Consider the following 14,676-nt stretch of genomic DNA (forward strand, 5'->3'; position numbering starts at 1 on the left):
CCTTCAGAGGGCTCGGCTACGGCGCTGACTGAATAAGCGCGCATTCTCCGCCATTGGCGGCTCGCGCGTTTAAACGCGTGCGATTGGCGCGCGTGGTTTTTTTATCCATATCCAGAGACAGTCGATGAGACCAGGTCAAAACAGGCGCATGCGGGGCCGGAACCGGAAAGGCCCCAATCCTTTGACACGGACGTATGAGTCCAACGGACCGGATGTGAAGATCAGGGGCACCGCCCAGCACATCGCCGAGAAATATGCCCAATTGTCGCGTGATGCACAGGCATCGGGTGATCCCGTGTCGGCCGAGAACTACCTGCAGCACGCAGAACATTATTACCGGATCATCGCCGCGGCGCAGGTCCAGTTCCAGCAGACGTATGGCACTTTCCCACGCGCCTATGACGATGAGCGCGAGGAGGGCGAGGGCGCAGACGACAACGGTTTCGGCTACGGCACGCAGCAACCGTCGGACTATGGGGCGCCGCAGCCGGACGCGCGCGGTGCCTATGACGAGCAGCCCTATGCGCCAGCGCAGCCCTATCAGGGGCGCCAAGACCGTGGTGAACGCCAAGACCGTGGTGAACGCCCGGACCGTGGTGAGCGCCAGGACCGTGGCGAGCGCCCGGACCGTAGTGAACGTCAGGATCGCGGTGAACGTTATGAGCGATCCGAGCGACCGGATCGCGCCGGTGAACGCCAGGCGCGCGGCGGTGAACGCCACGAGCGCGGCGGTGAACGCCAGGAGCGCGGTGGTGAACGCCCGGAGCGTGGTGGTGAACGTCAGGAGCGCGGAGGCGAGCGCCAGGACCGTCGTGAACGGTTTCGTGGATCGCGCCGTCAGGACGATGCCCAGGCAGGCGATGCCGGTGCGAATGGACAGGGTGTCCTGCCGGCATTTCTGACGGCTCCGCTCCGGCAGCCGGCGGAACCGCCCGAGGCGGAGGCCACAGTGGCTCCGGCACCGGCTGAGCGTCCCCGCGGTCGTGCTGCCGCAAAGACCGTTACACCCAGGGAAACCGTCGCCCCCGACAGCGCGGCGGCCAAGGCTGAGACTGCGTCCTCCGCTGCGGAGGCCGATGCGCCGGCACCGCGTGCGCGGCGTACCCGCAAGGTGGCCGTCGCCGAGGCCGAAGCGCCGGCGGCTCCGGCGCCTCGGGCGACCCGTGGGCGCCCACGGCGCCGTGCGGCCACCGAGGAAGGCGTGGACAGCGATGAGAGCGTGTTGCCGCTCGGCGATTGATCGCTGCTCGGACCATGCTGGCGTGATCACGGGAGGGCCTCAGGCCCTCCCTTTTTTATTGCTGCGGGCACTTCAAAGGAAAGTGCGGGACGGCTTTCCGTCCGGACTTGCGCAAAATCAAAGAGAAAAAGCGTTTCCGCACTTAAGCAGACCAAGAGAAGCGCTCTCGCTTCGCGCGCGGATCTGAGATGTCGATTGGCCCTGGATCTTTCGATTGCCAAGGCGGTGCCGTGGTGGTTCGCTGTTCCGTAATCCTCCCGGCCGGAACCCGGCCCCCGGCAGATGCGGACATCTCGTCGGAAATAGCGGGTCGTCGCGCAGGAAGGGCACTTGTGTTACTGATCTGCAACACTACATCAGCTTCGCCGGCCCCGCCGATGGGGGCGGTGCCTGGCGCGGCTAAACCCCGCGGGGCAATCCTTCGCGGGTTTCGGCGTGCCTCTCGGGGGCGCTGCTACCGGTCTGGAGCAGGACATGAACATCGACAAATATACGGATCGGGCCAAGGGCTTTCTTCAGTCGGCGCAGGGGCTTGCCCTGCGCGAGGGACACCAGCAGTTCACGCCTGAGCATCTCCTGAAGGTTCTGCTGGACGATTCCGAGGGCCTCGCCGCGGGCCTTATCGACAGGGCGGGCGGCCAGTCGCGGCTGGCCTTGAGCGCCGTCGAACAAGCGCTTGCCAAGCTGCCGAAGGTGCAGGGCGGTTCCGGGCAGATCTATCTCTCGCCGGCCCTGGCGCGGGTCTTCGATCAGGCCGAGAAGGCGGCGGACAAGGCGGGCGACAGCTTCGTCACGGTCGAGCGGCTGCTGCTTGCGCTCGCCGTGGAAAAGGACAGCGAGGCCGGCAAGGTCTTGGCGCAGGCTGGCGTCACGGCGCAGAGCCTGAATGCGGCCATCAACGCACTGCGCAAGGGCCGGACGGCCGACAACGCTTCGGCCGAAAACGCCTATGACGCCCTCAAGAAATATGCGCGGGACCTGACCCAGGCGGCACGCGACGGCAAGATCGATCCGGTCATCGGCCGTGACGAGGAAATCCGTCGCACCATCCAGGTGCTGTCGCGCCGCACCAAGAACAACCCGGTGCTCATCGGCGAGCCGGGCGTGGGCAAGACCGCCATCGTGGAAGGGCTCGCGAAGCGTATCGTCGACGGCGACGTGCCGGAAAGCCTGAAAGACAAGCAGTTGCTGGCGCTCGACATGGGCGCGCTGATCGCCGGCGCGAAATATCGCGGCGAGTTCGAGGAGCGGCTGAAGGGCGTCTTGTCCGAGGTCCAGGCGGCCGAAGGCGGAATCATCCTCTTCATCGACGAGATGCATACGCTCGTCGGAGCCGGCAAGGCGGATGGCGCCATGGACGCCTCGAACCTTCTGAAGCCGGCGCTCGCCCGCGGCGAACTGCATTGTGTCGGCGCGACCACGCTCGACGAATATCGCAAGCATGTGGAGAAGGACGCGGCGCTCGCGCGGCGGTTCCAGCCCGTCTTCGTGTCCGAGCCGACGGTGGAGGACACGGTCTCGATCCTGCGCGGGATCAAGGAAAAATACGAGCAGCACCACGGCGTGCGCATCCAGGATGCGGCCCTCGTCGCCGCCGCGACCTTGTCGAACCGCTACATCACCGACCGTTTCCTGCCGGACAAGGCGATCGACCTCGTGGACGAGGCGGCCGCCCGGCTCAGGATGCAGGTCGATTCGAAACCGGAGGAGCTCGACTCGATCGATCGCGAGATCGTTCGCCTGAAGATCGAATCGGAGGCGCTGAAGAAGGAAAACGATGCGGCCTCCAAGGACCGGCTGGTGCGGCTGGAAAAGGAACTCGCCGATCTCGAGGAGAAATCCTCGGCCCTGACGGCCAAGTGGCAGTCCGAGAAGGACAAGCTCGGCAAGGCGGCTGATCTCAAGAAGAAGCTCGACGAGGCCCGCAACGAACTCGCCATCGCCCAGCGCCAGGGTCAGTATCAGCGCGCGGGCGAGCTTGCCTACGGGATTATTCCCGGTCTGGAGAAGGAACTGGCCGAGACCGAGGAGAAGGAAGCCGGCGGCCAGGGCGGCGTGGTGCAGGAGGCGGTGACGCCTGACAACATCGCGCAGGTCGTGTCGCGCTGGACCGGTGTGCCGGTCGACAAGATGCTGGAAGGCGAGAAGGACAAGCTCCTGAAGATGGAGGACCAGCTTGCCAAGCGCGTCGTCGGCCAGGAGGAGGCGGTCGAGGCCGTGTCCACCGCCGTCCGCCGGGCGCGCGCCGGGCTCCAGGATCCGAACCGGCCGATCGGCTCGTTCATGTTCCTCGGCCCGACCGGCGTCGGCAAGACCGAGCTGACGAAGGCGCTCGCCGCCTTCCTGTTCGACGACGAGACGGCGCTCGTGCGCCTCGACATGTCGGAATATATGGAGAAGCACTCGGTGGCCCGCCTCATCGGCGCCCCTCCCGGCTATGTCGGCTACGAGGAGGGCGGTGCCTTGACGGAAGCGGTGCGGCGCCGGCCCTATCAGGTCGTGCTGTTCGACGAGGTCGAAAAGGCGCATCCCGATGTCTTCAACGTGCTCCTGCAGGTGCTCGACGACGGGCGGCTGACGGACGGCCAGGGGCGGACGGTCGACTTCCGCAACACGCTTATCATCATGACCTCGAACCTCGGCGCGGAATATCTCGTCAACCAGAAGGCCGGCGAAGATTCCGATGCCGTGCGCGAGGAGGTGATGGGGGTGGTGCGTGCCCACTTCCGGCCGGAGTTCCTGAACCGCGTGGACGAGATCATCCTGTTCCACAGGCTCAAGAAAGAGCAGATGGGTGCGATCGTCGAGATCCAGCTCAAGCGGCTCGCCAAGCTCCTCGAGGATCGCAAGATCACGCTGGAACTCGATGCCAGTGCCCGCGAATGGCTGGCCGACAAGGGCTATGATCCGGCCTATGGCGCGCGCCCGCTGAAGCGGACGATCCAGAAGAACGTGCAGGATCCGCTCGCCGAGCTGATCCTCGCGGGTTCGATCAAGGATGGCGAGACCGTGCCGATCGTCGCAGGACCCAACGGGCTCATCATCGGTGATTTCCCGGCGGCGGAGACGCGTCGACCCGTCGGTGTTGCGCTGAACTGAGGCAAAGTCGGCGGGACGGTGCCCTCTCCCACTTTGCGGGGAGGGGATAACGCCCGCTAACTTGGCGCCATACCCTGACAATTGCTCTCCCGACGCTTATCTCTGATATATTCGTCGGGAGAGTTCTTGATGCAGGACAGCGAAAGCCCCAAGGTCGACCGGGAAGCGAACCGCCTCTCGGCGCGCGCGGCGCGCTATGCCCGCGTCGGACGGGATGTCGGCGGGATTGCGGCGAAGCTTGCCGGTGCCCGCGCCTTGGGATTGACCACTGACCGCGAGCAGAACGCCGGGGACCTGATGCGGGCACTGGGCGGCCTCAAGGGGCCGCTGATGAAGGTGGCGCAGCTTCTCTCCACCATTCCCGATGCCCTGCCGCCGGAATATGCGACCGAACTGCAAAAGCTGCAGGCCGAGGCCCCGCCCATGGGGGCCGCCTTCGTGAAGCGGCGGATGATGAGCGAACTCGGTCCGGATTGGGCCGGGCGCTTCGCCTCGTTCGATCTGAAGCCGGCGGCCGCGGCCTCGCTCGGCCAGGTCCATCGCGCCACGGCGCATGACGGTACGGCGCTTGCCTGCAAGCTGCAGTATCCGGACATGCAGTCCGCGGTGGAGGCGGACCTCGTGCAGCTTGGCCTCGTCATGAAGCTGCAGCGCCGCTTCAATCCCTCCATCGATACACGCGAGATCGCGACCGAGATCGGCGCGCGTCTGCGTGAGGAATTGGATTATCGCCGGGAGGCGAAACACGCCGCGCTCTATCGGCTCATGCTGGCCGATGTGCCTGATGTGCGCGTGCCGCGCGTCCATGCGGACCTCTCGACCGGGCGGCTTCTGACGCTGGACTGGCTGCAGGGCGAGCGGCTGCTCGATTTCCGACACGCCTCTCTTGAGACGCGCAATCGGCTCGCCCGCGTCATGTTCGGCGCGTGGTGGCATCCCTTCAGCCACTATGGCGTCATCCATGGCGATCCGCATCTCGGCAATTACACTGTCTTCCGGGGTGGGGCCGACAACGATGCGCAAGGCATCAATCTCCTGGACTACGGCTGTATCCGCATTTTTCCGCCGGCCTTTGTCGGCGGGGTCGTGGATCTCTATCGCGGGCTTCTGGAGGGCGATGAGGCGCGTGTGGTGCAGGCCTATGAAACATGGGGGTTCCGGGGGCTCACCCGCGAGCTCATCAGTGTCCTGAACATGTGGGCGCGTTTCATCTATGGCCCGCTGCTGGACGACCGCGTGCGGACGATCGCCGACGGGGTGGCGCCGGGGGAATACGGCCGGCGCGAGGCCTGGCGCGTCAAACAGGCGCTGAAGGAGAAGGGCCCGGTCCGCATCCCGCGTGAATTCGTCTTCATGGATCGCGCGGCGATCGGACTCGGGGCTGTCTTCCTACATCTCAAGGCTGAATTGAACTTCCATCGCCTCTTCGAAGCTGAGATCGAAGGCTTTGATCTCGGCGTGGTGCAGGATCGGCAGGCGAAGGTGCTCGCGGAGAGCGGATTGGCCTGAGCTGTGCGAAGCGGAACCCGTTTTCCGTTGGCCCTATAGAGTTTTCGAATGACGCTCAGGCGTTGCAAGGCGCATTGGCATGGGGTAAAGCCCCTTCCAGGAAACGTGACAGCAGCCTGAGGGAACACTATGGCCCAAGCCGCCGAAGCCAAAGCCCACCATGCGCCGCCGGCGATGGATTATGGTGAGCACGAGCGCACCTACCAGGGCTTCATCGTTGGGGCGAAATGGGGCGGCATTGCGGTCTGTGCCATTCTCGTCCTGATGGCAATCTTCCTGCTCTGATTTTGCAATTTCGCTGATCGATAGACGGCTGGGTCTCCGCCGTGCGTGATGAGATGCGCAAGGCGAATGGATCGTTTGGCGTAACCTTTGACGACGCGCCGCAAGGCGCCCGTCCCCCTAACCCGGGAGAGACTGTCGGCCCGCCATGGCCGCCGTGCCGTCTCTCGCCGCTGCCCACGCTGTTATCGCCGTTCTGGAGTGGTTCACGATGCTGATCGCCGTCCCCGCCGAGACCGAGCAGAATGAAGGGCGCGTCGCTGCGACGCCCGAGACGGTGAAGAAATTCCTGGGCCTTGGGGCCGAGGTGGTCGTGCAGAGCGGGGCGGGTTTGCGCTCCGGTGTGACCGATGCGGACTATACCGAGGCTGGCGCGCGCATCGCGGCCACTCCCGGCGAGACGCTCAGCGGCGCCGACGTGGTGCTGAAGGTGCGGCGCCCGAGTGCCTCGGAGCTGCCGTTGATCAAGCGCGGCGCGCTTGTCATCGCCGTCCTCGACCCCTACGGGGACGAGGCTGCCGTGAAGAGCTGGGCGGACGCCGGCATCTCGGCCTTTTCCATGGAATTCATGCCGCGCATCACCCGCGCGCAGGTGATGGATGTGCTGTCGTCGCAGGCAAACCTCGCCGGCTATCGCGCGGTGATCGACGCCGCCGCCGAATATGGCCGCGCCTTGCCGATGATGATGACGGCGGCGGGCACCGTTCCCGCTGCGCGCGCCTTCATCATGGGGGCGGGTGTCGCCGGGCTTCAGGCCATCGCGACGGCGCGGCGTCTCGGGGCGGTGGTGTCTGCGACCGACGTGCGCCCTGCCGCCAAGGAGCAGGTGGCCTCGCTCGGCGCCAAGTTCATCGCCGTCGAGGACGAGGAGTTCAAGGCGGCCGAGACGGCGGGCGGCTACGCCAAGCAGATGTCGGCGGAATATCAGGCCAAACAGGCCGAACTGACCGCGAGCCATATTTCCAAGCAGGATATCGTCATCACGACGGCGTTGATCCCCGGTCGCCCCGCGCCGAAGCTGATCACCGCCGCCATGGTAGCCTCGATGCGGCCGGGATCGGTGATCGTCGATCTGGCGGTGGAGCGCGGCGGCAATGTCGAGGGCGCGGTTCCGGGCGAAGTGGTGGTGACGGCGAATGGCGTGAAGATCGTCGGCCATCTCAACGTGCCCGGCCGTCTCGCTGCCACGGCCTCGAGCCTTTACGCCAAGAACCTTTATGCCTTTGCCGAGACGCTGATCGACAAGGCGTCGAAGGCGCTGGCCGTGAACTGGGACGACGAACTCGTCAAGGCGACGGCCCTGACGCGGGACGGCGCCATCGTGCACCCGGCTTTCCTGCCGAAAGCCTGATGACGACAGACGAGACCCTTCTTCCCCGATTTCCCTGATTACAGAACCACACCGGTATCAACGAGGGAGTGCGAGCGATGGCCAATCTTACGCCGGAGGAAGCGCTCGAACGCGCCCGTGCGGCAGCCGAAGCGGCCCGGCAGGCCGCGGAGGCGGCGCAGACCTATGCGGACTATGCCGCCGATATGGTGGGCAGTGTTGCCCATGCCGCGACGGGCGGAGCGGTTGACCCCACCGTTTTCCGTTTAGCGATCTTCGTGCTCGCGGTCTTCGTGGGCTACTACGTGGTGTGGTCGGTCACGCCGGCCTTGCACACGCCGCTGATGTCCGTCACCAACGCCATCTCGTCGGTGATCGTCGTGGGCGCACTGCTCGCCGTCGGCGTCTCGGCGATGCCCGATCTCGGCGCCGGCCCCTGGTGGGCCAAGGCCTTCGGCTTCATCGCGCTGATCCTCGCCTCCATCAATATCTTCGGTGGCTTCCTGGTGACCCAGCGCATGCTCGCCATGTACAAGAAGAAGGGCTGAGGGACATGGCTGCCAATCTGTCTGCGCTGCTCTATCTCGTCGCCGGCGTCCTCTTCATCCTGGCGCTACGGGGCCTCTCGTCTCCGGCCACCTCCCGCAAGGGCAATCTCTACGGCATGGTCGGCATGGGGATCGCGATCCTCACGACCGTCGTGTTCCATCCGCCGGCGGATGTCGGGAGCTGGCTCATCATCATTTTGGGCATGGCGATCGGCGGCGGTATCGGCGCGGTCGTCGCCAAGCGCGTGCCCATGACGGCGATGCCGCAACTCGTGGCGGCCTTCCATTCCGGCGTCGGCCTCGCCGCGGTGTTCGTTGCAGCGGGCGCCCTTTATGCCCCGGAAGCCTTCGGCCTCGGCTCTGTCGGCACCATCCACGGTGGAAGCCTCGTCGAGATGTCGCTCGGCGTGGCGATCGGCGCGGTAACCTTCACCGGTTCGATCATCGCCTTCCTGAAGCTTGACGGCCGCATGTCCGGCAAGCCGATCATGCTGCCGCAGCGCCATCTCCTCAATATCGTGCTCGGCGCCCTCCTCGTCGTGCTGATCGCCGTCTTCGTCGCCACCGAGAGCCATGTCGTCTTCTGGTTCATCGCGCTGGTCTCGTTCGTCCTCGGTGTCACGCTGATCATCCCGATCGGCGGCGCGGACATGCCGGTCGTCGTGTCCATGCTCAACTCCTATTCGGGGTGGGCGGCCGCCGGCATCGGCTTCACGCTCGGCAATCTGGCGCTGATCATCACGGGTGCCCTCGTCGGCTCCTCGGGCGCGATCCTGTCCTACATCATGTGCAAGGGCATGAACCGCTCGTTCATCTCGGTCATTCTCGGCGGCTTCGGTGGTGACAGTGCGGCGGCTGCCGGCGGCGGCGCCGTCGAGACGCGCCCGGTCAAGCAGGGCTCAGCCGACGACGCGGCCTTCCTGATGAAGAACGCCGCGAAGGTCATCATCGTGCCCGGCTACGGCATGGCGGTGGCGCAGGCGCAGCACGCGCTGCGCGAAATGGCCGACAAGCTCAAGGAAGAGGGCGTCGAGGTCAAATATGCGATCCATCCGGTCGCCGGCCGCATGCCCGGCCACATGAACGTTCTGCTCGCCGAGGCAAACGTGCCCTACGACGAGGTGTTCGAGCTGGAGGACATCAACTCGGAATTCGCGCAGGCCGACGTCGCCTTCGTCATCGGCGCGAATGACGTGACCAATCCGGCCGCCAAGACCGACCCCGCCTCGCCGATCTTCGGCATGCCCATCCTCGACGTGGAGAAGGCCAAGACCGTTCTCTTCATCAAGCGCGGCATGGGTTCCGGTTACGCGGGCGTCGAGAACGAGCTGTTCTTCAAGGACAACACCATGATGCTGTTTGGCGATGCCAAGAAGATGGTGGAAAGTATCCTCAAGTCGCTGTGAGCTGGCTCGCCTGTGAGTTGGCCCCGGCGGGTCTCCAGCCATCGCCGCAGAAATGGGCTTCGGGTCCTGAAGAAAGGAGGGCGGCTTGTCGGACGCCAAGCATCCCCCCGTGATGCCGCCTTCGCCGCCTCCCAATCTCCCCCCGGCCCCGCCGGAGGGAGCCTTTCCCGGCTTGCCGCCGCGCCCGCCGGAGGCGCCGCCGCGCATTCGCCGCAACTGGCGGCGCCTTGTCGCGCTCGTGATCGGCGTGGCCGCGCTCGCCTATCTCGTCGCGCTCGGGGCGCTCTACAGCCAGCAGCGGCACTATCTCTTTCCGCTTGATCCGACGCGGGCCGATCCCGCCGTGGCCGGGATTCCAGGGCTCACGGAGACGACCATCCGCACCGAAGACGGCGAAACGCTGGTCGCCTGGGTGCTGCCCCCGCAGGAGGGCAAGCCGGTCCTTGTCTATTTCCACGGACAAAGCGGTAATCTCGCCCGCCCAGGCCGGCTCGACCGCTACAAGGCGCTCGCCGCGGATGGCGAGGGCCTGTTCGTCGTCAGCTACCGCGGCTATGGCGGCTCCACGGGCGCCCCCTCCGAGGAAGGGCTGCGGGCGGACGCGCGGGCCGCCTACAAGGCAGCCGCCGAGCGGTTCGGTTCAGACCGCCTTGTCGCCTATGGCGAATCGCTGGGAACCGGCGTTGCCGTCGGGCTCGCGGCGGAGGTGCCGGTCAAGGGTCTCATTCTGGAGGCGCCCTATGTGTCAACGGCCGAGGTCGGCGCCGAGCGCTATCCCTGGGCGCCGGTGAAGCTCCTGATGCGCGACCAGTTCCGGTCGGATGAACTCATCGGCAAGGTGCGCGCGCCAATCCTGATCCTGCACGGGGTCAAGGACCATATCATCCCCTACGTGCAGGGCGTCACGCTGTTCAATCTGGCCCCGGGTCCCAAGCGGCTGGTGTCGTTTCCGGATGGTGACCATGTGGACCTGCCCGACCATGGGTCGATCCCGCAGGTCGCCATGTTCCTGCGCGATATCGAGGGCACGACGCCGATGCCGCAGGCGCAGACGCGCGTGGTGCGCGAAATTGCTTCGGAGCCGGAAAAAGTGCCCGCGCCCGCCGGAGAGTCGCGATAGGCGGGACCGGGGTGCGCCTTGGCGGGGATGCTTCCACGGGACGCCGTCCTTGCCGTACTCGCTGTCCCCAGCTTCCTTGGCGATACGGCGACTTGATGCGGCGATTTCGCGATGCGGCCAATCCCTTTCGTGCCGGATCCGGGACGCGCAGCGGCGCAGGTGTCTTGGAAGGGCGCGCCTGCGGAGGGTAAAGGAGCACCGGTCGCGATGTCCGGTGCCCGCATGATGAGAGGAGCGGGAGGGCTCCTCCGCGAAGCCGGTCCGTCAAACCTGATGCCGATTGACGGGGCAGGTCCGGAGCGGCTCCGGAAGCGAAATTGCGCATATTCCGACGAAACCAGCGCTCATCTGGGTCGAAGGCGGATCCCTTACGGTCGGAACATGTATGCTACGTTAAACTGGAGCGCCGCGTTATGGCGCGGGCGTCTCGCCCGGCCGAGGGCCGCCCTAGTGGATGGATTTAGAGGCCATGCCATGTTGCAATTGCTCGAGCTCATCCTTGAGCTGCAGCTTCTTGCGTTTGAGCTCTGCTACTTTGAGCGTGCTGGCCGACGGACTTGAGAGTGTCGATTGAATCTCCTCCTCGAGGGCCTGATGCCGCCTCTTGAGCTCCATGATATGGGCCTGCAAAGACATCGGACTGTCTCCTCTTTCTGTGAGCATTCGCGACGGTAGTGTGACACAAGAGCGAGCGGCTGTGGAGCCTCGCTGTTTCCACATTGCGAAATCTTTGTGACGCTTCTTGGCCCTCCGCCTCTTGAATAGTGTGCTGATGCTCTATATAGGGTCGGGCACTGAACGCTCCCTTCGTCTAGCGGTCTAGGACGTCGCCCTCTCACGGCGAAAACAGGGGTTCGATTCCCCTAGGGAGCGCCAAGCATTTTCCAAGCACTTAGATGCAGGAAATGGCGGCAGTCGCGGCAAAATTTGATGCGAGCGCTGGCCTTATCGAAATTTCGTGAAATTTTTTCACCGTCGGCCGGATGGGACGTTCGCTGGCCTCGGGTGACTTTTCCCTTTTCGCCGAGGCCTCCGCGCTATCTGCAAGGCGGTTGCGTTTGTCTGCTTTCTGGACATAGGTCCGCCGACCATGGCGCTGACGTGCCTTTCACGGGTCGATCCGCAGCGGCACGTTCTCCGGTGGTTTCCTGAGGAAACCCATGTCTGATTGTGAGGTAGCTGACTTCCCGGTCGCGCCAGAGAATGCAGCTTAGGTAAGCCTGATCAGTGGGATTGGCGCTTCGGCTATCGCGCCCGAGCGCCCGGACTTTTTGGAGTCCTCTGAAGTCGGCGTCCAGGGCGACGCCTGCGATGGAAACCATCGCGCATTGGGCATTTTTTCCAGTGTCAGTTTGGATATGCCGCATGCGAGACGTGTACGAAGTATCCAGATATGATGATCGCAAAAAGAACGGCACTGTATTTCGTAAGTATCTGTACTTTTCTTTTTTCCCACAGAGCTTCCGGCATGAAGGCGTGAATAGCAAGATATGAAACAAGAAAACCTATGCCGAAAACGATCAGGTCTATAACGAAAAGCGGAAGTCGTAAGCCTTCAACAAGGAAGCGAAGCATGGGAATTGCGCCAGGACCGATATTCTGTTTCTCCCCTAACAGGTCCCTGCGTGAAAGGCAACGTGAGCAAATAGCGTAAAGGAATCGAGGTGCGCCGGGACGCTCTTCGGGCTGCGGACTTGGCCTCATGACTTGTAGAAGATCTACATCAATCCAGTTTTATCGATCCATTCCTTTGAAAAGGATGAGCCGGCTATCCGCCGCCGGACGAATGAGAAGCGGCAGCACTGGCGCCTCGAGGAGGCGCCTTGTGTCCCGGTCGATGGCCGTTTCGCGCGCGAGTGGCGCCTATCGCGGGGGCGACGTCGGCCCTGGCCGACCCCGGCGGTCAGAGCGCTTCGAGCGCGAGCGCGATGCCCTGCCCACCGCCGATGCAGAGCGTGACCATGCCCCTGCGGATTCCGTCACGCTTCATCGCATGGAGAAGGCGCGTCACCAGGATCGCTCCGGTCGCTCCGATCGGATGGCCATGGGCGATGGCGCCGCCTTCGACATTGACGAGGTCCTCCGGCAGGCCGAGCTCGCGCGCGACCGCGATGGGAACGGCGGCGAAAGCCTCGTTGATCTCGATGCGCTCGACGTCGCCGAGCGTCCAGCCCGCGCGTTCGAGCGCCTTGCGCACGGCCGGCACCGGCCCGAGACCGAACATGCCCGGCTCCACCGCCGCAACGCCATGGGCGGCCAGCCGACCGACTGGCTCAATGCCGCTCGCCTCCGCATAACCCCGGTCAGCGACGATCATCGCGGCAGCCCCGCTGTTGAGGCCGGGTGCATTACCCGCCGTAATCGTGCCCTGCTCCCGGAAGGCCGGTTTCAGTTTCGCCAAGATCTCGATCGTCGTATCCGGGCGTGGCGCTTCGTCGGTAGCAAAGAGCTCCGGCCCCTTCCGGCCCTGGAGTTCGACTGGGATGATTTCATCCATGAAGCTGCCCGCCTTCTGCGCCTCTGCGAAGCGCTGTTGCGAACGCACGGCGAATGCGTCCTGATCTCGACGCGTGATATTGAGTTTCGCGACAAGATCCTCGGTGTGCCAGCCGGAATGCTCGCCGGAGAAGGCGTCGTTGAGCCCATCGGTCAGCATGCTGTCGAGCATGGTCGCGGGACCCATCCGATAGCCCCAACGCCCGCCCTCGACCAGGTAGGGCGCTCGATCCATGTTCTCCATGCCACCGGCGACCGCGACGGAGGCATCACCAGCGCGAATGTCCTGCGCGGCAGAAACGATTGCCTGCGCGCCGGACCCGCAGACGCGGTTGACCGTGAGCGCCGGCACGGCGACCGGCACGCCGCCGCCGATCGAGGCCTGGCGGGCCGGGTTCATCCGATTACCGGCCTGAACGACATTGCCCATGACGACGGCGTCGAGTGCAGCCGGGTCGAGGCCGGCACGTTTCAACGTCTCGCGGACGACGATGGCGCCGAGCACCGTGGCCGGGGTTCCCTTCAATGCGCCGTTATAGCCGGCGATCGGGGTCCGCACGGGATGCGCAAGGACGATTTCGGTCTTCGACATGATGAACTCCTCTGCTTCAGGCGACGACGCGCGTGGCCATGACGGCATCGCGTCGTGGACGCGCGGCCTCGGTCTCTCCGCCTCCGGCGGGCATGCTGACCACATCCAGTCGGGCGATCTCCTCGGCGCTCAGCGACAGCGCCGCGGCGCCGAGATTGCTCATGAGTTGTTCCAGGGAGCGCGGTCCGATCAACGGTACGGCGTTACGGGCGCCCGCCCAGGCGATGGCGACCTGGTCCGGGCCGACGGCGCGCTCGCCGGCAATAGCCAGCACCGTGTCGAGGATGGCGGTGCGCTGGGCTGAATCCTCGGCCTGGAAGACCTTGCCACCCAGCGCCTCGGCCCTGCCTGTCTCGCCGCGGCGATACTTACCGGTCAACACGCCGCCGCCGAGCGGAGACCATGTCAGGACGCCCAGGCCCAACGCCTCGCATGCCGGGAACAGATCAGCCTCGGGCTCACGGTGAACGAGGCTGTGCTCGAACTGCGCGGCGGCGATCGGCACGGCACGGGTCACCTCAGCGAGCGTGACGGCGCGCGCCAGCCGCCATGCCGGGAAGTTGGAGAGGCCTGCATAAAGGATCTTGCCTGCGCGAGCGAGATCGTCGAGACCGCGCACGATTTCTTCCGAAGGCGTCAAGCCATCTGGATGGTGCACCCAGTAGAGGTCGATCCGGTCGGTCTTCAACCGCTTCAGACTGGCTTCGAGCGAAGCGACCATCGCTTTGCGACTGTTGCCGGTAACGAGGAGGCTGGCGTCCGGGGCCGCGCCATTCGTATACTTCGTGGCCAATACGAACTCCTCGCGCCGGCCCTGAAGCAGTTCGCCAAGTATCGTTTCAGACTGGCCGAACTGGTAGATGTCTGCGGTGTCGATGAAGTTGCCGCCGCCTTCAGCGAACGCGTCGAGGATGGCGCGGCTCGTTTCGGCGCTGGCGCCATGCCCCCAAGCATTGCCGAAATTGGCGGTGCCGAGGGCGATTTGGGATACGCGCAGGCCGGAACGGCCGAAAAGCTTATATTCCATGGGATGAATGTCCTGGAGGGTGGAGAG

The 14,676-nt window shown here is 64.9% G+C and carries 11 protein-coding genes and 1 tRNA gene; 9 read left to right on the forward strand and 3 right to left on the reverse strand.

The features are described 5' to 3' along the window. Positions 1-148: 148 nt before the first annotated feature. The 8 genes from C7450_RS11485 (at position 149) to C7450_RS11520 (ending at position 10,534) form a co-directional block, all read left to right on the forward strand. Positions 149-1,240: a DUF4167 domain-containing protein gene (locus C7450_RS11485; RefSeq protein WP_245449653.1), complete on the forward strand. Its 1,092-nt coding sequence runs from the start codon at positions 149-151 to the stop codon at positions 1,238-1,240. Positions 1,241-1,714: 474 nt separating this feature from the next. After that, positions 1,715-4,339 carry an ATP-dependent chaperone ClpB gene (clpB, locus tag C7450_RS11490; protein WP_110374579.1) on the forward strand — a complete coding sequence of 875 codons (2,625 nt, stop codon included), beginning with the start codon at positions 1,715-1,717 and terminating at the stop codon, positions 4,337-4,339. 129 nt (positions 4,340-4,468) lie between these two features. Further along, positions 4,469-5,848 carry an ABC1 kinase family protein gene (locus C7450_RS11495; protein ID WP_110374580.1) on the forward strand — a complete coding sequence of 460 codons (1,380 nt, stop codon included), beginning with the start codon at positions 4,469-4,471 and terminating at the stop codon, positions 5,846-5,848. 129 nt (positions 5,849-5,977) lie between these two features. Next, on the forward strand, positions 5,978-6,133 hold the full coding sequence (locus tag C7450_RS11500) for an aa3-type cytochrome c oxidase subunit IV (RefSeq protein WP_110374581.1): 156 nt from the start codon (positions 5,978-5,980) through the stop codon (positions 6,131-6,133). Between the two features lie 208 nt (positions 6,134-6,341). After that, positions 6,342-7,481, forward strand: a complete 1,140-nt coding sequence (locus C7450_RS11505; protein ID WP_110374729.1) for a Re/Si-specific NAD(P)(+) transhydrogenase subunit alpha — start codon at positions 6,342-6,344, stop codon at positions 7,479-7,481. A 77-nt stretch (positions 7,482-7,558) separates the two neighbouring features. Continuing rightward, positions 7,559-8,008 carry a proton-translocating transhydrogenase family protein gene (locus C7450_RS11510; protein WP_110374582.1) on the forward strand — a complete coding sequence of 150 codons (450 nt, stop codon included), beginning with the start codon at positions 7,559-7,561 and terminating at the stop codon, positions 8,006-8,008. Positions 8,009-8,013: 5 nt separating this feature from the next. Then, the gene (locus C7450_RS11515; protein ID WP_110374583.1) at positions 8,014-9,414 is read left to right on the forward strand and encodes an NAD(P)(+) transhydrogenase (Re/Si-specific) subunit beta; all 1,401 of its coding nucleotides are present in this window, start codon (positions 8,014-8,016) and stop codon (positions 9,412-9,414) included. Positions 9,415-9,499: 85 nt separating this feature from the next. After that, positions 9,500-10,534: an alpha/beta hydrolase gene (locus tag C7450_RS11520; RefSeq protein WP_245449622.1), complete on the forward strand. Its 1,035-nt coding sequence runs from the start codon at positions 9,500-9,502 to the stop codon at positions 10,532-10,534. Positions 10,535-10,981: 447 nt separating this feature from the next. Here C7450_RS11520 and C7450_RS11525 read toward each other — a convergent pair whose 3' ends face one another. Beyond that, positions 10,982-11,170: a YdcH family protein gene (locus C7450_RS11525; RefSeq protein WP_110374584.1), complete on the reverse strand. Its 189-nt coding sequence runs from the start codon at positions 11,168-11,170 to the stop codon at positions 10,982-10,984. A gap of 164 nt (positions 11,171-11,334) precedes the next feature. Between C7450_RS11525 and C7450_RS11530 the strand changes: the two genes are divergently transcribed. Further along, a tRNA-Glu gene (locus C7450_RS11530) sits at positions 11,335-11,410 on the forward strand. A gap of 1,027 nt (positions 11,411-12,437) precedes the next feature. Here C7450_RS11530 and C7450_RS11535 read toward each other — a convergent pair. Continuing rightward, entirely contained in the window at positions 12,438-13,622 is a 1,185-nt protein-coding gene (locus C7450_RS11535) for a thiolase family protein (RefSeq protein ID WP_110374731.1), read from the reverse strand. A gap of 16 nt (positions 13,623-13,638) precedes the next feature. Continuing rightward, positions 13,639-14,649 carry an aldo/keto reductase gene (locus C7450_RS11540; protein WP_110374585.1) on the reverse strand — a complete coding sequence of 337 codons (1,011 nt, stop codon included), beginning with the start codon at positions 14,647-14,649 and terminating at the stop codon, positions 13,639-13,641. Positions 14,650-14,676: the final 27 nt, after the last annotated feature.

The sequence above is a fragment of the Chelatococcus asaccharovorans genome (genome assembly GCF_003201475.1).
Taxonomy (GTDB): Bacteria; Pseudomonadota; Alphaproteobacteria; order Rhizobiales; family Beijerinckiaceae; genus Chelatococcus; species Chelatococcus asaccharovorans.